Origin of the sequence: Polynucleobacter sp. MWH-UH24A, assembly GCF_018687475.1 — a bacterium.
GTDB lineage: Bacteria > Pseudomonadota > Gammaproteobacteria > Burkholderiales > Burkholderiaceae > Polynucleobacter.
Genome location: NZ_CP061292.1, coordinates 865,680 through 885,098, shown reverse-complemented (window position 1 = coordinate 885,098; position 19,419 = coordinate 865,680). Strand labels below are relative to the sequence as shown.

The 19,419-nt window shown below is 50.1% G+C and carries 18 protein-coding genes; 2 read left to right on the top strand and 16 right to left on the bottom strand.

Annotation, left to right across the window (positions count from 1 at the left end; genetic code table 11):
- Nucleotides 1–3 precede the first annotated feature (3 nt).
- From ICV32_RS04695 to ICV32_RS04665, 7 genes are all read right to left on the bottom strand, one after another.
- The gene (locus tag ICV32_RS04695) at nucleotides 4–1,188 is read right to left on the bottom strand and encodes an acetyl-CoA C-acyltransferase family protein (RefSeq protein WP_215372558.1); all 1,185 of its coding nucleotides are present in this window, start codon (nucleotides 1,186–1,188) and stop codon (nucleotides 4–6) included.
- Between the two features lie 83 nt (nucleotides 1,189–1,271).
- Nucleotides 1,272–2,630, bottom strand: a complete 1,359-nt coding sequence (gene rimO, locus ICV32_RS04690; RefSeq protein ID WP_215372333.1) for a 30S ribosomal protein S12 methylthiotransferase RimO — start codon at nucleotides 2,628–2,630, stop codon at nucleotides 1,272–1,274.
- Between the two features lie 52 nt (nucleotides 2,631–2,682).
- On the bottom strand, nucleotides 2,683–3,243 hold the full coding sequence (phaR, locus tag ICV32_RS04685; protein WP_215372332.1) for a polyhydroxyalkanoate synthesis repressor PhaR: 561 nt from the start codon (nucleotides 3,241–3,243) through the stop codon (nucleotides 2,683–2,685).
- A 45-nt stretch (nucleotides 3,244–3,288) separates the two neighbouring features.
- Nucleotides 3,289–4,029, bottom strand: coding sequence for a 3-ketoacyl-ACP reductase (locus tag ICV32_RS04680; protein ID WP_108508359.1), 741 nt, complete (start codon nucleotides 4,027–4,029; stop codon nucleotides 3,289–3,291).
- A gap of 29 nt (nucleotides 4,030–4,058) precedes the next feature.
- Complete coding sequence (gene phaC / locus ICV32_RS04675; protein ID WP_215372331.1) at nucleotides 4,059–5,675, bottom strand: class I poly(R)-hydroxyalkanoic acid synthase; 1,617 nt, start codon at nucleotides 5,673–5,675, stop codon at nucleotides 4,059–4,061.
- Nucleotides 5,676–5,818: 143 nt separating this feature from the next.
- Nucleotides 5,819–6,610 carry a peptidoglycan editing factor PgeF gene (gene pgeF, locus ICV32_RS04670; RefSeq protein WP_215372330.1) on the bottom strand — a complete coding sequence of 264 codons (792 nt, stop codon included), beginning with the start codon at nucleotides 6,608–6,610 and terminating at the stop codon, nucleotides 5,819–5,821.
- A complete protein-coding gene (locus ICV32_RS04665) occupies nucleotides 6,607–7,641 on the bottom strand; it encodes an RluA family pseudouridine synthase (protein WP_215372329.1) in 1,035 nt (344 codons plus the stop codon). Before ICV32_RS04665 ends, pgeF begins: the two co-directional genes overlap by 4 nt.
- Nucleotides 7,642–7,736: 95 nt before the next feature.
- Here ICV32_RS04665 and ICV32_RS04660 point away from each other — a divergent pair, with 95 nt between their 5' ends.
- Nucleotides 7,737–8,501 (top strand): outer membrane protein assembly factor BamD, encoded by a 765-nt coding sequence (locus ICV32_RS04660; protein WP_251371938.1) that lies wholly within the window; start codon nucleotides 7,737–7,739, stop codon nucleotides 8,499–8,501.
- Here ICV32_RS04660 and alr read toward each other — a convergent pair.
- The gene (gene alr / locus ICV32_RS04655) at nucleotides 8,494–9,579 is read right to left on the bottom strand and encodes an alanine racemase (protein WP_215372557.1); all 1,086 of its coding nucleotides are present in this window, start codon (nucleotides 9,577–9,579) and stop codon (nucleotides 8,494–8,496) included. The genes ICV32_RS04660 and alr overlap by 8 nt on opposite strands.
- 48 nt (nucleotides 9,580–9,627) lie before the next feature.
- Here alr and lplT point away from each other — a divergent pair, with 48 nt between their 5' ends.
- Nucleotides 9,628–10,947, top strand: coding sequence for a lysophospholipid transporter LplT (lplT, locus tag ICV32_RS04650; RefSeq protein ID WP_215372327.1), 1,320 nt, complete (start codon nucleotides 9,628–9,630; stop codon nucleotides 10,945–10,947).
- Here lplT and ICV32_RS04645 read toward each other — a convergent pair whose 3' ends face one another.
- From ICV32_RS04645 to meaB, 8 genes are all read right to left on the bottom strand, one after another.
- Nucleotides 10,948–11,448, bottom strand: coding sequence for a DNA polymerase III subunit psi (locus ICV32_RS04645; RefSeq protein ID WP_215372326.1), 501 nt, complete (start codon nucleotides 11,446–11,448; stop codon nucleotides 10,948–10,950).
- Entirely contained in the window at nucleotides 11,438–11,968 is a 531-nt protein-coding gene (rimI, locus tag ICV32_RS04640) for a ribosomal protein S18-alanine N-acetyltransferase (protein ID WP_251371937.1), read from the bottom strand. The genes ICV32_RS04645 and rimI overlap by 11 nt, the downstream gene beginning before the upstream one ends.
- Nucleotides 11,925–12,650 (bottom strand): tRNA (adenosine(37)-N6)-threonylcarbamoyltransferase complex dimerization subunit type 1 TsaB, encoded by a 726-nt coding sequence (gene tsaB / locus ICV32_RS04635; RefSeq protein WP_215372325.1) that lies wholly within the window; start codon nucleotides 12,648–12,650, stop codon nucleotides 11,925–11,927. The genes rimI and tsaB overlap by 44 nt, the downstream gene beginning before the upstream one ends.
- A 16-nt stretch (nucleotides 12,651–12,666) precedes the next feature.
- On the bottom strand, nucleotides 12,667–14,256 hold the full coding sequence (aceB, locus tag ICV32_RS04630; protein ID WP_215372323.1) for a malate synthase A: 1,590 nt from the start codon (nucleotides 14,254–14,256) through the stop codon (nucleotides 12,667–12,669).
- Nucleotides 14,257–14,340: 84 nt separating this feature from the next.
- Complete coding sequence (locus tag ICV32_RS04625; protein ID WP_215372321.1) at nucleotides 14,341–14,802, bottom strand: VOC family protein; 462 nt, start codon at nucleotides 14,800–14,802, stop codon at nucleotides 14,341–14,343.
- A gap of 5 nt (nucleotides 14,803–14,807) precedes the next feature.
- Complete coding sequence (gene accC, locus ICV32_RS04620) at nucleotides 14,808–16,820, bottom strand: acetyl-CoA carboxylase biotin carboxylase subunit (RefSeq protein ID WP_215372319.1); 2,013 nt, start codon at nucleotides 16,818–16,820, stop codon at nucleotides 14,808–14,810.
- Nucleotides 16,821–16,842: 22 nt separating this feature from the next.
- Nucleotides 16,843–18,375, bottom strand: a complete 1,533-nt coding sequence (locus tag ICV32_RS04615) for an acyl-CoA carboxylase subunit beta (RefSeq protein WP_108508348.1) — start codon at nucleotides 18,373–18,375, stop codon at nucleotides 16,843–16,845.
- A gap of 8 nt (nucleotides 18,376–18,383) precedes the next feature.
- Nucleotides 18,384–19,415, bottom strand: a complete 1,032-nt coding sequence (gene meaB / locus ICV32_RS04610) for a methylmalonyl Co-A mutase-associated GTPase MeaB (protein ID WP_215372318.1) — start codon at nucleotides 19,413–19,415, stop codon at nucleotides 18,384–18,386.
- Nucleotides 19,416–19,419 lie beyond the last annotated feature (4 nt).

Sequence of the window (19,419 nt, the reverse complement as noted above, 5' to 3'; positions counted from 1 at the left end):
GGCTTAGAGCTTCTCAAAAACCGCGGCAATGCCTTGACCACCACCAATACACATGGTGACTAAGCAGTACTTACCATTGGTGCGGTGTAATTCATAAATTGCTTTGGTGGCAATCGCAGCACCCGTACAACCCACTGGGTGACCGAGTGCAACCGCACCGCCGTTAACGTTGGTCTTTGCTGGATCCAAGCCCAACCCTTTGGTCACCGCAATCGCTTGAGCAGCAAAGGCCTCATTGGATTCAATCACATCCATCTTGTCTAGCGTCAATCCAGCACGTTGCAAGGCAATCTTGGTTGCGGGGATTGGGCCCTCGCCCATGATGTGGTTAGGAACACCAGCCACTGCATAAGAAACCAAACGCGCAATCGGTTTTTGGCCTGCTTTGGCAGCGACATCGGCTGCTGCTAAAACCATGAAGGCGGCGCCGTCGTTGACACCCGATGCATTTCCTGCGGTCACTGTGCCACCCTCTTTTTTGAAGGCAGGCTTCATTTTTCCTAAGGTCTCCATGGTGGTATCCGGTTTGCAATGCTCATCGGTATCAAACACCACATCGCCCTTTCGGGTTTTTAATGTAATCGGTACGATTTGGGATTTAAAGCGGCCTTCTTTAATCGCAGCAGCAGCACGGCGATGCGACTCCACTGCAAAGGCATCTTGATCTTCGCGCGTGATCTTCCATTTCTCGGCCAAATTCTCTGCCGTGATCCCCATATGGCCAACACCAAAGGGGTCGGTGAGTACTGCGACCATGAGGTCAATCATCTTCGTATCGCCCATGCGTGCACCGTTACGCATCGCTGTGGCTCCGTACATCGCGCGCGACATCACTTCCACACCGCCACCAACTCCATAGTCATAGTCGTTGAGCATGATGCCTTGCGCAGTGGTCACAATCGCTTGTAATCCAGAACTGCACAGACGATTAACGGCCATCGCGACCGAGTCCATCGGCAGTCCCGCTTGAATGGCTGCAACACGAGCCACATAGGCATAGCGTGAATCAGTTGGCATGGTATTGCCGACCGTTACGTAGTTAATCTTGGTAGGATCGGCGCCAGATCGGGCAACCGCCTCTTTCATGACAACGCCAGCCAACTCCGATGGCTCCATGCCACTGAGACTGCCACCATAACTTCCAATTGCAGAACGCGCTGCACTTAAAACCACGACTTCACGACTCATCATTTTTCCCCTCTTTGCAAATTAGCTAATCAACCGACACTTTCAATTATCTACCCAAGTATTACTCATTCATTACGAATTATCTAGACTTCCACGATCAGATCATGCCCTTGAGTTTCTAAGACCGTAGCCCTCACAAACTCCCCAACCCGGAAGCGCTTGGAAGGCTTACTGGGTGGCAAGATTTTTACAATCCCATCAATTTCTGGGGCATCGGCCGCACTCCGACCAATTCCGCCCTCAGGGGTTACATGGTCAACTAATACCCGAATGCGTTGGTCGACTAATCGCCGTAAGCGCCGGCTTGATTGTTCCTCGGCGAGCGCCATGAAGCGGGAGCGTCGCTCCTCACGAAGGGACTCAGGCACGGGGTGGTCGAGCTCATTGGCCGTGGCGCCCTCCACCGGTGAATAGGCAAAGCACCCGGCTCGATCGATTTGCGCCTCTTCCATAAATTGCAGTAAGGCTGAAAACTCATCTTCGGTTTCGCCAGGGAATCCGGCAATAAACGTACTACGAATCACAAGATCGGGACAAATCGCTCGCCATGCAGCAATACGATCCAGATTTTTTTCTCCGCTCGCGGGTCGTTTCATGCGTTTGAGCACATCGGGGTGTGCATGTTGAAACGGAATGTCCAAATATGGCAAGAGCCCAAATCCCTCATCCTTGAATTTCGCCATGATTGGAAGAATCTGATCCACATGGGGATAGGGATACACATAATGCATGCGCACCCAGGCTTGATGCCTTAGCGCAAGCTCATGCAGTGCAAGTGCCAAATCATACAAGCGTGTCTTGATCGGCTTACCATCCCAAAAGCCGGTGCGGTACTGAATATCAACGCCATAGGCACTGGTATCTTGCGAGACCACCAAGAGCTCTTTCACTCCCGACTCAAAAAGTTTTTGTGCTTCTTGCAATACATCGCCGATGGGGCGCGATACTAGATCACCTCGCATACTGGGGATAATGCAAAAGCTACACCGATGATTACAACCCTCAGAGATTTTGAGATAGGCGTAATGCTTTGGCGTCAGTTTGATACCCGCTGGGGGCACGAGATCCATAAAAGGATCATGCGGTTTAGGCAAATGAGTGTGCACGGCTTGCAAGACTTCCGCCGTTGCGTGCGGTCCAGTCACTGCCAATACTTTAGGATGAATACTCGTAATGAGATCACTGCCATCGGCGTTCTTCTTAGCACCTAGGCATCCGGTTACGATCACCTTGCCGTTTTCAGTGAGCGCTTCACCAATCGCCGATAAACTTTCTTCGACTGCCGAATCAATAAAGCCGCAGGTGTTCACAATGACGAGATCGGCCCCTGCATAGTCTTTTGCGGTCTCATACCCTTCGGCACTTAATTGGGTCAAGATCAGTTCTGAATCAACCAATGCTTTAGGACAACCTAATGAAACAAATCCTACTTTTGCAACCACGAATAAGGCCCGATCCTAAAATTAAATAGTGAGAACGCCTAAGGCCCAGTGCCTAAGAATTAGAATCCGATGCGTCGGATTTGCCTTTGAATGGAAAAGGAGTGAACAACTGGTTTGAGCCTTGCATTTGCTCCTGCATTTTTAGAAATAAATCTTTACTCTGATCCATGTAGTTGGTCATCAGATTTTGCATAAACGGATTTTGCAAGTTCATCATTTGGGTCCAGGCTTCAGTGCCGCCACCCGTCATCGACTTGGATTGCTCGGTCAATTTTTGCTGCATATCCATAAACGATTGCATGGTTCGCTCTAAATGGTTACCCATTAAACCTTGCATTGAGTGCCCATAAAAACGGATCATTTGCTGGAGCATTTGGGTAGAGAAAATTGGCATCCCGCAGGCCTCTTCCTCAAGAATGATCTGCAAAAGAATACTGCGGGTCAGATCTTCGTCCGTTTTGGCATCGAGCACCTTAAAGCTCTCCGATGCCATTACCAACTCTTTAATGTCAGCGAGGGTCACATAGGTACTCGTTTGGGTATCGTAAAGACGCCGATTGGGGTACTTCTTGATGAGGCGCTCATCGCCAGCCCGTCTAGTTCGTGTAGCCATGGTTATTCCCTTGCTCGTTGTTGCAATGCAGAATTTCCCCTTAGTTTAGCCTGTATGAATCCCTCCATTGAGCGAGAAGTCAGCGCCAGTGGAAAAAGCACCATCGTCCGAGGCAATCCAGGCACAAATCGAGGCAATCTCATCGGGGGTTCCAAGACGCTTCACCGGGATGGTGCCAATGATCTTCTCGAGCACGTCCTCCCGAATCGCTTTGACCATATCGGTTGCAATATAGCCTGGAGAGACGGTATTGACGGTCACGCCCTTACTGGCAACCTCTTGGGCGAGCGCCATGGTGAAGCCGTGTAATCCAGCTTTGGCGGTGGAATAGTTGGTTTGACCAAACTGACCTTTTTGACCATTGACTGAAGAAATATTAATAATCCGGCCCCAGCCGTTATCGATCATGCCATCAATCACTTGTTTGGTGACATTAAAAAGTGAGTTCAGGTTGGTATCAATCACCGCCTTCCAATCTTCAGGGGTCATCTTCCGAAATACGCTATCCCGAGTGATACCGGCATTATTCACCAACACATCAACGCGACCAACCTCAGCCCTCACCTTTTCAAAAGCCGCTTTGGTACTTTCCCAATCGGATACATTGCCCTCTGACGCAATGAACTCATAACCTAGGGCCTTTTGCTCACCAATCCAGCGATCCTTACGCGGTGAGTTTGGGCCACAGCCAGCAATCACCTTAAAGCCGCCTTTGGATAGGCGCTGACAAATCGCCGTACCAATTCCGCCCATACCACCCGTTACATATGCAATCCGTTGTGCCATCATCTTCTCCTTGTATTCAGATCAATCGATTAAACCTTTTGCGCCTTTTCTTTGACGTAGGTGCCAGGCGCTGCAACTAATTTCTTATATTTGCCCCGCCCATACTCCGTTGGTGGAGGAATTTGCTTGCCGCCATATTGAGTAAGCCATTCAGTAAAGTCCGGCCACCAACTGCCAGGTACCTCTTTGGCGCCTTTGAACCAAGCGGCGGCGGATTTCGGTAAATTGGAGTTGGTCCAGTAATTGCGTTTTTTCTTATGGGGTGGATTGATCACACCAGCAATATGACCCGATGCCCCCATCACAAAGCGAATTGGGCCCTTCAGAATTTGGGTGCTCTCGTATCCAGATTGCCACGGAACAATGTGATCCTCGCGTGAGGCGTAGATGTAAGCAGGAACTTTGATCTTGCTTAGATCAATTTTCTCACCACACACTTTGAGTTTGCCGGGTTTTGCTAAATCATTTTGCAAATAGGTATGGCGCAGGTACCAGCAATACATCGGGCCAGGCAAATTGGTGGAGTCGCCGTTCCAGTAGAGCAAGTCAAATGGCGGCGGCGAGTTTCCTTTGAGGTAGTTGTCGACCACGTAGTTCCACACCAACTCATTGGGCCGTAAGAACGAAAAGGTATTGGCTAACTCCAAGCCGGATAAGAGGCCATAGCGTCCCTCAGCACCACCAATGGATTTCTCGCGCAGGTTAACCAAAGACTCATCAATGAAGACGTCCAAGATTCCCGTGTCCGTGAAATCCAATAAGGTGGTTAACAGTGTCAAGCTTTCAATGGCATCGTCTTTGCGTGCCGCGAGCACTGCGAGAGCGGTACTGACTAGTGTGCCACCCACACAGAAGCCCAATATATTAATTTTGTCTTGTTGACTAATTTCCTGTGTGACCCGAATGGCTTCAAGGACACCCGTGCCCACATAGTCATCCCAAGTGATGCGATCCATGCTGGTGTCCGGATTTTTCCAGGAGACCAAGAACACCGTATGCCCTTGGCTCACCATATAGCGCACCACCGAATTATCGGGTTGCAAATCCAGTATGTAGTACTTATTAATGCACGGAGGTACCATCAAGAATGGACGCTCATAAACCTGGTCGGTCAATGGCTTGTACTGAATCAGTTCAAAGAGCGGGTTGCGAAACACGACGGCACCCTCAGTCTGCGCTAGATTTTTGCCGACCTCAAAACCACTCTCGTCGGTTTGGCTCACCTTGCCTTTGCCGAGATCCCCTAATAAGTTCAGAATGCCTTTCTGAATCGATTGGCCTTGAGTCTTCAGGATGGTCTCAAGCGCTTCTGGATTGGTGGCCAAGAAGTTCGATGGCGATAAGGCATCGATCATTTGATTGGTAGCAAACTCAATTCGCTGACGGGTTTTGTTATCCGTTTGCACCGCTTGCACGAGCTCGTTCAAATAACGCGAGTTCAATAAGTAGGTCGATACCAGCGCCTTGCTCCAGGGGTTTTGCCACGCTTCACCCATAAAGCGCCGGTCTTTAAACTCCAAGGCATTGGGATCTTTGCCCAATTTACCGAGGTCCTCGAGGTATTTTGTTTGAATTTCAGAGAGCTTTTCTGCGGGGATCATGGCCATGTATTGCGGGGCCAAGCTTGGTGAATTACCCAAATTCATGATGATGGTGATTTTCTTAAAAGGTGTAAAACAAACTAAACAGTACGTCTCTATTCTCAGATGATTATGACGCTAGGGTTATAAGCACTAACCCTAGCATTTATCAGGATTGATGGGCCATGGTACGGCAAGGGCCCTGATCACTAGGACTTCGGATTGAACCAAATCAAGCTGGCAAAGCGTCCCGTGGGGGTTTCGCGGCGATAGGAGTAAAAGCGCTCAGGGTCACGGTAGGTGCACAAATCACCACCATAAACCGCGTTAATACCCAAGGCCTGTAGTCGAGATTTGGCAATTCGTGGCAGATCAGCCAAATATTTATCAGGACCGGATGCATGATGGGGAATGAAGCATGCGGCATCGAGTTGATAATCAAATTGCGCTGCCGATGCGATAAACGCAGCTCGTACTTCAGCTCCGACTTCGTAATGGGCTACCGAGATGCTCGGACCAATCCATGCCAGCAAATCTGATGGTGTGCAAGAGGATGCCTTTAGAAGGTTTGCAACGGTATTTTCTAAAACACCGGCGCACAATCCCCGCCAACCCGCATGCGCTGCCGCCACCGCTGTTCCAAATCGGTTGGTCAATAACACTGGCATGCAATCGGCTGCCAAGATACTCAAAACAGTTTGAGGATGAGTCGTGACGCTCGCATCGGCTTCAATGATGGAATCGCCAATGCCCTCATGAACACCTTGCGCCATAACCACATCCGTTCCATGCACTTGTTTAATCCAAAACGGCGCTTGCGGCAATAAGGCGTTTAGTAAGGCCCGGTTTTGTTGGACGACCTGGAGGTCCTCACCGGCAAACGCTCCTAAGTTGAATTGATCGTATGGTGTTTGGCTAAAGCCACCTTTTCGGGTGGTCGTAAATGCATGCACATTGGCTGGCGCTGGCCAATCGGGTTTAAGAATACGAAGCGGGCTCATGAGGAAGATTCATGAAACGGTTTAGGAAGAACTGCGCCATTCATTTGCACTTGCGCGTGCAACTCCATGAGATCGTCTGGAATGGGGGCAAACCATTGCATCGGCGTGTTAGTACTTGGGTGAACGAACTCCAATGCAAAGGCATGGAGCGCTTGGCGCTTTAAGAACAATTGACTCGCGGCTGCTGGGATGCGCTTACGATAGACTGGATCGCCAAGTAAGGGATAGGACAAGGACTCGAGATGCACGCGAATTTGATGGGTTCGTCCGGTCTCAAGACGACATTCCAATAACGAGACCTTGCTCTGTTGATAGGCGCCAAGGGCCAACCGTTTGTAATGTGTGCGCGCGGCTTTAGCGTTTGCCACTTTGGAATCTGCAGGAACCACTGCAATCTTGAGTCGATCACGGGGGTCACGCGCTAAGGCCGCATTGATCGTTCCATGCAAAGGGGTATCGCCCCAAACCCATGCAAGATAGCGTCGCTCAACCAAATGATCTTGCAATAGCCGTACTAAGGCAGTTTGAGCCAATGCGGTACGCGCCACCACAAAGAGCCCTGAGGTGTCTTTATCCAATCGATGCACAATGCCAGCACGTGGTAACTGCGCGAGCTCGGGGTAATGAAACAGTAAGCCATTTAATACCGTTCCGGTCCAGTTCCCAGCCGCTGGATGCATCACCATCCCAGCCACTTTGTTAAAGACCAGTATGTGATCGTCTTCATAGATGCAATTGAGGGGGATCTCTTCTGGCTCAAACGCGTGCTGCTCTGGCATCTCTTGCGGAAAGACCCGAATTGCTTCACCGCCGCGCAAAATCTGCCGTGATTTAACAACCTTGCCATCGACTAGAACGGCCCCTTGGTTGGCCCATGACTGGATCCGATTGCGGGAGTAATCGGTTAAAAAATGGGCTAAGACTTTATCTAAACGCTCACCGGCCCATGCATCAGGGATCTCAAGGGCAATGAAATCCTCATCATCGATATAATCAGTGGAATTCGGATCAGGAGTTTGCGGCAATGCCACGCTGGAAGGACCTTATTGTGTTATCAATTCCCCCTATGGGGCACCATCGTGCTAGTTTAAGGCTTGTTGTTCTTGCTTCGCTAGTTTCTTCTGTAATGCTTCTCACCTCATGCGCCAATACCAGCACCGATGAAACCTTAGGCTGGTCAGAGGCAAAGCTCTACACCGAGGCGCGCGATAAGATGAATGAGAATGATTTTGATAAGTGCGGTCAGTACTTTGAGAAACTCGAGGCGCGCTTTCCATTCGGTCCCTACTCGCAACAAGCGCAAATTAACTCAGCGTATTGTTTTTGGAAGGCCCAAGAGCCTGCTCAAGCCTTAGTACAAATCGATCGCTTTATTAAATTGCATCAAGGCAATCCCAGTTTAGATTACGCGTATTACCTCAAGGGCCTCATTACTTTTAATGATGACTTGGGTTTTATGGGTAAGTTCACTGGGCAAGATCTCAGTGAGCGCGATCCCAAGGCTGCTAAGGAGGCCTTTGAATCCTTTAAGGTCGTGGTCGAACGCTTCCCTAATAGTAAATACGCGCCTGACTCGCTCGATCGCATGCGCTACATCGTCAACTCATTAGCGGAGGCCGATGTCATTGTGGCGCGCTATTACTATGACCGTGGTGCCTATTTGGCTGCTGCGAACCGTGCCCAGCTCGTTATTCGGGATTATGACCGCGCACCCGCAGTTGAAGAGGCGCTTTATATTTTGATTCAGTCCTACCAAGCCTTGGGTATGACTGACTTAAGTTCTGATGCGATGCGCGTCTTTAAATTGAACTTTCCTGATAGTCAGATCTTTAAGACCGGTAAGCGAGTTCAGAAAGAACGCAAGTGGTGGCAGTTCTGGGTCACTAAATAACTTCAAGCGGTACCCGGGGTGCAATCGCGCACACCAGTTCGTAGCCAATCGTTTGGGCATGCATCGCCACATCATCCACGGGTAGGTTCTTGCCCCACAGTTCCACTTTAGTGCCAACGCTTGCCCATGGAGCGTGGGTTAGATCAATGGTTAGCATATCCATCGAGACCTGACCCGCAATCGGGCAAATTCGGGATTGGCCAGGTTCCTTGGCATGAACCCAGACCGGAGTGCCATCCTTGGCATGGCGAGGATAGCCATCGGCATAGCCACAGGCGATGACACCAATTCGCATGGGTTGAGTTGCTCGATATCGGGATCCATAACCCACGGCGTCGCCGGGTTCTAAGTCTTGAATGGCGATGATCGAACTGGAGAGAGTCATCACCGCTTGCAAATTAGCATGGGCAATATCCGCAAACTGACCGGATGGGGAAATACCGTGCAACATAATGCCAGGACGAACCCAATCACCCAAGGCATTGCGATGCCATAAGACCGCTGCAGAATTGGCTAGTGAGGTCTCGCCGGCTAATCCATCAATCGTGCTGGTAAAGCACTCCATTTGCGCGCCCACGGACGGTTCGCGATCGATGTAATCGGCATTTGCAAAATGGGTCATGTGGTTCATGCGGTGACCAGCAGCATGCAAGCGATGGTATGCAAGCCGGTAAGCTTCGGGACGAAAACCCAATCGGTTCATCCCGGAATTAAGTTTTAAGAAGATGGTCATGGGATGACTCTGCTTCTCAAGCCATGTGACTTGATTGGGGTTATGAACCACCATATCGCAGTTCAACTCAATCGCTGCCGGGATGTCCGCCTCTTGGAAAAGACCCTCCAGAAGCAAGATCCGCTTGGTCCACCCCTGGACCCGCAACCAGCGCGCATCATCAAGATCTAAGACTGCAAAACCATCGGTTTGTGAGAGCCCCACCAGCGCCGCCTTTAAGCTATGGCCATAGGCACGGGCTTTAACCACAGACCATATGCGAGAATTACCGGCGAGTTCTCTGACCCGCCTTAAATTGTGGCCTAATGCAGCAGTGTTAATCGTTGCCAGAATCGGGCGCTCCAGAAATCTCCCCTTTCATGCTCTAATCTAGTAAATGAAGCAATTGTACGAATGAAACCAGGTTTTTACACCATTATGGCGGCGCAATTTTTTTCGTCGCTCGCTGATAACGCTCTGCTGATTGCGGCCATCGCCCTCTTAGCCCAGCTGGCTGCCCCGGACTGGATGACCCCGCTTCTCAAACTTTTCTTTGTGCTCTCGTATGTATTGTTGGCTGCCTTTGTCGCAGCCTTTGCTGACTCCAGACCCAAGGGTCAGGTGATGTTCATCACCAACACCATCAAAATTATTGGGTGTGCTGCCATGCTCTTGGGCGCCCATCCATTGGCTTCTTACGCAATCGTTGGTCTCGGAGCAGCTGCCTACTCCCCAGCCAAATACGGCATCTTGACCGAATTACTTCCCCCAGAAAAGTTGGTGGCGGCAAACGGGTGGATCGAGGGCTTAACGGTTGGCTCCATCATTGCTGGCACGGTATTGGGTGGCGTATTAATTAGCGCCAAGGTATCTGCCACGCTCATGAGTTTTGACTTGCCGATGGTTGCGACCGGGGTGGATAGTCCTGCTGAATCCGCAATCTCGATCATTATGTTTATTTACTTGATCGCAGCACTCTTTAACTTAAAGATCCCAGATACGGGAGCCCGCTACCCTGAGCAGCACCTTAACCCCATTCAGTTGACCAAAGATTTTTTTGTGGGTTTTCATATTCTGTGGCGTGATCGTTTGGGCCAAATCTCGTTGGCGGTAACTACCTTATTTTGGGGTGCTGGTGCGACCCTGCAGTTCATTGTGTTGAAGTGGGCTGAGACCGCGCTCAATATGAACCTCTCGCAAGGGGCTATCTTGCAAGCGGTTTCCGCCATTGGTGTTGCAGGGGGTGCAGTTTGGGCTGCATCGCGCATTCCATTGAAATCCGCTTTAAAGGTCTTACCTTATGGCGTCGTCATGGGCTTACTGGTGTGCATCATGGCCATTTACCATATTGAATATATTCCTTCGATCGTGCTCTTTAAGATCGGGGCATTGGAAGTCAACTTCAATCTCATCCCTGCCTATGCGCTCCTCATTACAGTGGGCTGGTTAGCGGGATACTTTGTGGTTCCCATGAATGCCCTCTTACAACACCGTGGTCACGTCTTACTGTCTGCGGGTCACTCCATTGCGGTTCAGAACTTCAATGAGAACCTCTCGGTACTCATGATGCTCATGCTGTATGCGCTCTTAATTTGGCTCGACGTTCCTGTTCCGATCGTAATTACAGGATTTGGTTTGGGTGTTGCGCTCACCATGTGGCTCGTGATTAAAAAACATCAAGCCAATCAGGCCGAGTACGACTCACTGCATCTGATTGGTGAGGCCAAGCACTAATTAGAGGGATTGCAATACGGAGCGAGCCAGTAATAAGTCTTGCCAGACTAAGGCTTTATCTTTTGGCCGGTTTAGGCAGTGGGCCAGATCAAAGCTTGCAATCAATGGGATATCTTGACCAGCAATCTCAAGCACGACATCGCGCAACTGGGTGAGTGGCTCTTGCTCACCACTTAATACCTGTGCAGCTTGCTCACCAAAGGCAAATGCCACGCATGGTAAATGCGTATTCGGTGTTTGTGTATTCGTTGGTGAGCGCCATTCCCATTCTTTAGGTAAGAGCCCGAGCGCCAAAATCATGTTCTGAAATAAGCGCTCTTGATCCCCGCCGGGCGCTTGACCATAAAACAGCCAATACACTTTGGGCTCTTGATTTGGAATGGCGTGTTGAGACTCGGCAGTTGGCGATGCAGTTGGCTCGGAGTCATTCGCAGTGGAGCGCACAGACCACTCTGTGATTCCCATTTCTTTCAAGTAACGTGAGCGTTCATCAATGTGCATAGGGTTTGACTGAGCAGTCGATGTTTTTTACCATCACAATCGCGTCTTCGCGAATTCCAGAAGACGATTCTACTGGGTAATAGGCTTTGCGTCGTGCTAACTCCTCATACCCTGCCTTCTCATACAGAGCGATCGCCGCTTCATTGCTTGGACGAACCTCGAGCAAGATGCGTGGGATCGACAAATTACTCGCTATCGCTTGAATAGCGCTCATGAGGCGCAGCCCCACACCCTGACCACGTAGATCGGTATCCACCGTAATGTTCAGTAGATGCAGATCATCCACCGCTGGAAGCAAAATGCAGTAGGCCCATATTCGTTTACCGGGATCACTCACCTCGCGAAGGCAATATGCCCAATGGCCTGCTTGAATTGAATCGATAAAGTTACCGCGTGACCACGGGTGACGATGGGAGCTAGCCTCAATCGCCATGACCGTATCCAGATCTGGCTCGGTCATCAACTCCAAAACGAGCTCAGCCAAGCAAATGACCGGTTGGGGCACGGCTGGCGGCATCATTACGTTCTTGGGTAGTGAGGGCGACTTTATTACGGATATAAAGGGGTTCAAGCTGCTCGACCGAAATTACTTGGCCGGCTTGGTAACGGGCTTTGGCAAGTTCTAAGATACTCAGTGCGTTGGGTACTAATTGCGCATCAAACTGTCGGCCAACAAAATGATTGGCAAAGTAATCGGTGTACTCGGCCAGTGCATTTCCGGCAATTAGGTCCTCGCCGTTATCTGGGATCTCAGCAGGCACCGTCAGTTGAATGGGATGAAGGGGATTGGGTTGGGTTGCATTGCGTTGATAGCGGGCCCAATAGACTTCACCCATGCGGGCATCCAGAGCCATGGTGAATGTCGTATTTTGAGGCGTTTGATAGTGCTCTACAAATTGCAATGCCATGGCATCAAGACTGGTTACGGGAATAACTGGAAATTGCGAACCGATTGATAAGCCTTGAGCAACCGCAACCGAGAGGCGCACTCCAGTGAATGCGCCGGGCCCGACTCCCACCGCGAGCGCATCAAGATCTTTAAAGCCTGCGCCAAGCTGTTGAAGTAGTTCACTGCACCATGGCAAGAGATGTTGACTGGCTTTTGAACCAAGTTGCTCGTGCCGATGCACAATCGGCTGATCATCAAAACATAAGGCCACCGAACACCACGAGGTCGAAGTGTCGATGGCCAAGATGCGCATGCCTAGCGTCCTAAATTTAGAATTCTTCGTACAGCGGCAGAGTTAAGAACTCCACAAAATGATCATTGGCAACCAGATCCTCAAAAATCTTGGCAGATCGGTCAAACTGTCCAACGGCACCTGAATCCTTAACCTTTTTTAACTCTTCACCAATTAGTTGACGAACTAGCTCAAGGGTGACTTTGCGACCGTCATCGAGAACCCCTTTGGGTGAGCGAATCCACTGCCAAACTTGCGAGCGGCTGATCTCAGCGGTAGCCGCGTCTTCCATCAAATTGTGGATAGGCACACAACCGTTGCCCGCCAACCAAGCGCCCATGTAATGAATACCCACGTTGATGTTGTAACGTAGTCCTGCTTCCGTAATGGGGCCTTCTGGGGCAAAGTTGAGTAAATCGGCAGCCGTTACTTGAATGTCATCGCGTTGCCGATCAAATTGATTGGGCTTATCACCCAATACGGCTTTGAACTCATTCATGCACAGCTCAACCAAGCCAGGGTGAGCAACCCAACTGCCGTCATAGCCATCGGTTGCCTCGCGACGCTTGTCCGTCGATACGGCAGCAAGTGCGATTGCATTCTTTTCAGGATCGTTCTTAATTGGGATGAACGCGCTCATGCCTCCCATTGCTGGGGCGCCACGCTTATGGCAGGTCTTTAATAGAAAGAGTGCGTACGAGCGCATGAAAGGCGAGGTCATGGTTACTTTCACGCGATCGGCTAAGCAGAAATTTTTATCCAGCTTGAACTTTTTAATCGCGGAGAAGATGTAGTCCCAGCGACCTGCGTTTAAACCCGCGCTGTGGTCACGCAACTCATAGAGAATCTCGTCCATCTCAAAAGTTGCGTTAATGGTCTCTACCAATACGGTTGCCTTAATGCTACCGTGCTTCATGCCAAGCTCTTTCTCAGCCATGGTGAAAATATCATTCCACAAACGCGCTTCGAGATGGCTTTCGATCTTAGGCAAATAGAAAAATGGTCCCAAGCCTCTTGCTTCCAAATACTTGCCACTGTTGAAGGTGAAGATGGCGAAGTCAAAAATGCCACCCGATACGCGCTGACCATCCACTAGGACGTGCTTCTCATCAAGATGCCAACCGCGAGGGCGAACAATTAGCGTCGCGGTTTTCTCATTGAGCTTATATTCCTTACCAAAGAGATTGAGCTCAATATCGCGGCGCGCAGCTTTCTTTAAATTAACGTGCCCTTGGACGATGTTTTCCCAATAGGGACTATTGGAATCCTCAAAGTCCGCCATATACGAATCGGCACCAGAGTTCAGCGCATTAATCACCATCTTGGCATCCACTGGACCGGTTAGTTCAACGCGCCGGGTTTGCAAAGCCTTCGGTACTGGAGCAATCTTCCAATCGCCCTCACGGATTGATTTGGTCTCAGGTAAGAAATCGAGTTTTTGTCCAGCGTCTAATTTTTTCGCTAGTTCGACTCGTTTTTTGAGGAGTTCTTGACGGCGGGGCTCAAAGGCTCGATGCAATTTAGCAACAAACTCGAGGGCATCGGGGGAAACAACGGTTGCGAAATCCGGATTGAGTTTAGCTTTGAGCTCAATGCCATTGGATTCGATGGTTGGGGCGCCAGACATGAATACTCCTAATCGGTTTTAAGGATTTAATGACAAATTGATGACTATTATGCCTGATTTGTTGCACTGCACACAAATCGGGGTTTATGCCAATGCGGCAATCACATTGGGTGGTGCTTGAACTAACTCAATCAAGACTCCTTCACCTGAAAACATAAATTCTTCATTGGCTTTGGGATGAACAAAAATAATGTCATGGCCAGCCGCTCCTGTGCGGATACCGCCAGGGGCAAAGCGCAGTCCTTGCTGCGTTAACCACTCCACTGCTTTTGGTAAATCATCGACCCACAGGCCAATATGATTGAGTGGCGTTTGATGCACCGCTGGCTTTTTCTCAATATCAAACGGTTGCATCAAATCAATTTCAACTTCATGGGGGCCATGACCGATGGCACAAATATCCTCATCGACGTTCTCGCGCTCAGATACGAAGGTGTCTTTGTATTGCAGTCCAAGGAGATCCACCCACAAGGCTTTCAGTTTTTGCTTGTCAGTGCCACCAATGGCAATTTGTTGGATACCTAAGATCTTGAATGGTCGGCTCATGATGATTACTTTGCAAACTGAATAATGATTTGATCAACCGTTAGACTCGATCCTTCACTAGCGCAGATATCTGCCACGATGCCATCTTGTGCGGCAAATAGCGTGTTCTCCATTTTCATGGCCTCAATCACAACGAGTTTTTGACCTGCGGTGACCTTATCCCCTTTAGCGACATGCAACTTCGTTAAGAGACCGGGCATCGGTGACAGTAATAACTTCGATGTGTCAGGTGGTGCTTTATAGGGCATGCGCCGTTGCAACTCTGCCCCAAATGGACTAAGCACCACGCAGTCAAAATGCACGCCATCTTGCATCAACACATAGCCCAATCCTGGGCGCTCCACTTGCGCACATGCCATGGGCCCATCGTTTAAGCGATACGCCAAGCGAATGGAACCTGGTTGCCAATCACTCTCAAGGAAATAATCCGTCATCGCGTGTTTTCCTTGATTGGCCTTGACGGATATTTGGTAACCGTGATCACGCTGCTCAATCTTGGTGTTGTAGGAAGTCTCACCATGCATCACCACAAACTCTTGCGTAATCTTCATCTCGTGGCCCAAGAGTTGCCCTTCAAGCAATTTGGCGCGCTCCAAATACCGGCGGTGCACAAAACTGGCTAGGGCTGGTAAACGATTGGGGTCAGTTGGTAGAACGGATTCTTTTAAGAATCCTTTGGGGAACTCTTCAGCAATGAATCCAGTATTGAACTGGCCCGATAGAAAACGTGGGTGCTGCAACAAGGCGGATTGGAATTGAATGTTTGAATGAATTCCCCGAATCACAAACTCATTGAGCGCTCCGCGCATTTTGCTCATCGCTTCATCGCGATTGGCTCCATGCGTAATCAGTTTGGCAATCATGGAGTCGTAATACATCGGGATCTCACCGCCCTCATACACACCCGTATCAACTCGTACACCATCGTTTGATGCGGGTGGCTGATATTTCACTAAGCGCCCGGTCGAGGGTAAGAAGTTACGTAATGGGTCTTCCGCATTGATGCGGCACTCCATGGCCCAGCCTTTACGTGGGATTTGGTTTTGGGTAAAGGCCAACTTCTCGCCAGCGGCCACTCGGATCATTTGCTCCACAAGATCAAGTCCTGTAATGCATTCGGTGACCGGATGCTCAACCTGCAAGCGCGTGTTCATTTCTAAGAAGTAGAAGGACTTATCCTTACCAACCACAAACTCAACAGTACCTGCTGATTGGTAATGAACTGCTTTAGCAAGAGCAACCGCTTGCTCGCCCATGGCTTTACGGGTGGCATCGTCCAAAAAGGGTGATGGTGCTTCTTCAATCACTTTTTGATGGCGGCGCTGAATGGAGCACTCACGCTCCCACAGATACACCACATTGCCATGCGCATCACCCAATACCTGGATCTCGATATGGCGAGGTTCTTCCACAAACTTCTCAATGAACACGCGATCGTCACCAAAACTATTGAGTGCTTCGTTTTTGCAGGCCACAAAGCCTTCGGCAGTTTCTTGATCGTTATACGCAACGCGTAATCCCTTACCACCACCTCCAGCGGAGGCCTTGATCATCACAGGGTAACCAATGCCCTGCGCAATTTTTACCGCAGCCTGTGGGTCATCAATGGCTGCATTGTGACCGGGGATGGTATTTACTTTCGCCTCAAGAGCGAGTTTCTTGGAGGCAATCTTGTCACCCATCGCAGCAATCGATTGGTATTTAGGGCCAATAAAGATAATGCCCTCTTCCTCAACCCGTTTGGCAAACTCTTCGTTCTCAGACAAGAACCCGTAGCCTGGATGCACTGCTTGCGCTCCTGTTTCTTTGCAGGCAGCAATTATGCGATCCATACGCAAATACGACTCTCGTGATGGTGGTGGTCCAATGCAAACGGCCTCATCGGCAATCCTTACATGACGGGCTTCGGCATCCGCCTCAGAATAAACCGCTACCGTTTGGATCCCCAACCGTTTAGCGGTCAACATCACTCGGCATGCAATTTCACCGCGGTTAGCAATTAAGATTTTCTTAAACATAGTGATTGGTCAGTCGATTAAATTAAAGTGGGATGTTGCCATGTTTACGGGGTGGATTTTGTAAATCCTTATCTTGGAGCATGGCCAGCGATCGTGCGATGCGCTTACGTGATTCATGGGGCATGATCACATCGTCGATATAGCCACGCCGTCCTGCGACAAATGGATTCGCAAACTTCGCTTTGTATTCCGCTTCACGCTCGGCAATCTTTTGCGAATCATTTTTTTCTTCGCGGAAGATAATTTCAACGGCACCCTTCGGTCCCATCACTGCAATCTCTGCCGAAGGCCAGGCAAAGTTCACATCGCCTCGCAAATGCTTGGATGCCATCACATCGTAGGCACCACCATAGGCTTTGCGTGTAATTAAGGTTACTTTGGGAACGGTGCAATCGGCGTAAGCGTAGAGCAACTTAGCACCGTGCTTAATAATGCCACCGTACTCTTGAGCAGTGCCTGGCATAAAGCCTGGCACGTCGACCAAAGTTACTACTGGGATATTGAAAGCATCACAAAAGCGCACAAACCGAGCAGCTTTAATCGATGATTTGATATCAAGGCACCCTGCGAGTACCAGCGGTTGATTGGCAACAATACCCGCGGTTTGACCACCAATGCGGGCAAAGCCAATGATGATGTTCTTCGCATAGTCGGGCTGCAACTCAAAGAAGTCTTCATCATCCACAATCTTGTGAATCAGCTCTTTCATGTCATAGGGCTGATTGGGATTGAGGGGTACTAAGGTATCAAGTGAGTAATCGGGCTCGTCCGACCAAACCAAGCCACCCAGAAATGGGGCTTTTTCTTTATTCGAGAGCGGCAAGTAGCTATAAAAGCGTCGCAGCATCATGATTGCCTCGACATCGTTATTAAAGGCTAGATCACAAACACCGGATACGGTGGAATGGGTGTTCGCACCGCCCAGATCTTCTGCGGTGACATCCTCGTGCGTTACGGTTTTTACTACCTCGGGTCCGGTCACAAACATGTACGAGGTGTCTTTCACCATGAAGATGAAATCCGTCAACGCAGGCGAGTACACTGCGCCACCTGCGCAAGGACCCATGATCAAAGAGATTTGCGGGATCACACCCGAAGCGGATACATTACGCTGAAAGATCTCCGCATAGCCACCAAGTGAAGCCACCCCCTCCTGAATCCGCGCACCACCCGAGTCATTCAGTCCGATGACAGGCGCGCCGACTTTCATGGCTTGATCCATGATCTTGCAGATTTTCTCGGCATGGGCTTCGGATAAAGAGCCGCCCAGAACTGTGAAGTCTTGCGAGAACACAAACACCAAGCGGCCGTTAATCATGCCGTATCCGGTGACGACGCCATCGCTCGGTACAGTTTGATCGGCCATGCCAAAATCCGTACAGCGATGCTCTACAAACATATCCCACTCTTCAAATGAGTCTTCATCAAGCAATAACTCGATCCGCTCGCGTGCGGTGAGTTTGCCTTTGGCGTGCTGAGCAGCAATACGTTTTTGACCGCCACCGAGACGTGCTAACTCACGCTTAGATTCCAATTGAGAAATAATGTCTTGCATAGAAACTCCTATCGAATATCGGGTGTTTGCATCGCGTCGAGTAAGCGACGCGCTGCTACGGATGGGGCGATCGTGCCCACATTGACTGCGGCACTGAGTTCGGGTAATAACTGCTGTACGCCAGGATGGTTCTTAAAATTACTTTTGAGCGCGCTATCAATACGTTCCCACATCCAGGCCGTGGCTTGCTGACGGCGACGCGTCTGTAAATGGCCATTTTTTGTTTCAAGGGATTGAAAGCGTGCGATCTCATCCCATAACTGCGCCACACCTTGATTAAGGAGTGCACTCATTTGCATGACCACGGGATGCCATTGCTCGGCATGATGAGCGGCGTGGTCTGGGTTCCCCTGAAATCCCATTAAGCGCAAGGAGCTGGTAATAAATGCTTGGGCACGGGTCGCCGCATTGGGATCGAGATCGGCTTTATTGATCACAATCAGATCAGCGATCTCCATTACTCCCTTTTTGATGGCTTGCAAATCATCGCCGGCATTGGGGAGTTGCAACAACATAAAGAGATCGGTCATGCCAGCCACTGCAATCTCGCTTTGCCCTACCCCAACGGTCTCCACAATCACCACATCATGCCCAGCGGCTTCGGCTAAGAGCATCACCTCCCGGGTGCGCTCAGCAACACCGCCCAAGGTGCCCGATGAGGGACTTGGACGAATAAAGGCGTTCTCATTGACGGAGAGAAGTTCCATGCGAGTTTTATCCCCGAGGATTGATCCGCCAGACAAACTCGATGAGGGATCAATTGCAAGGACAGCAACTCGATGGCCTTTTGAGATTAAGTAAAGACCTAAGTTTTCGATGAGGGTGGATTTACCAACGCCCGGCACTCCTGAGATTCCGAGACGAAAGGATCGTCCAGTGTGCGGCAAGATGGTGTTGAGTAATTGATCGGCCCGAGTGCGATGATCGAGTCGCGTTGACTCCAACAAGGTAATGGCTTTAGCCAATGCTCGACGTTGCTCGGTGCACGGTTTGCCGAGCAAGGCCGCCACTAACTGCTCATCGCTTGGGGCATTGGGCATCGCA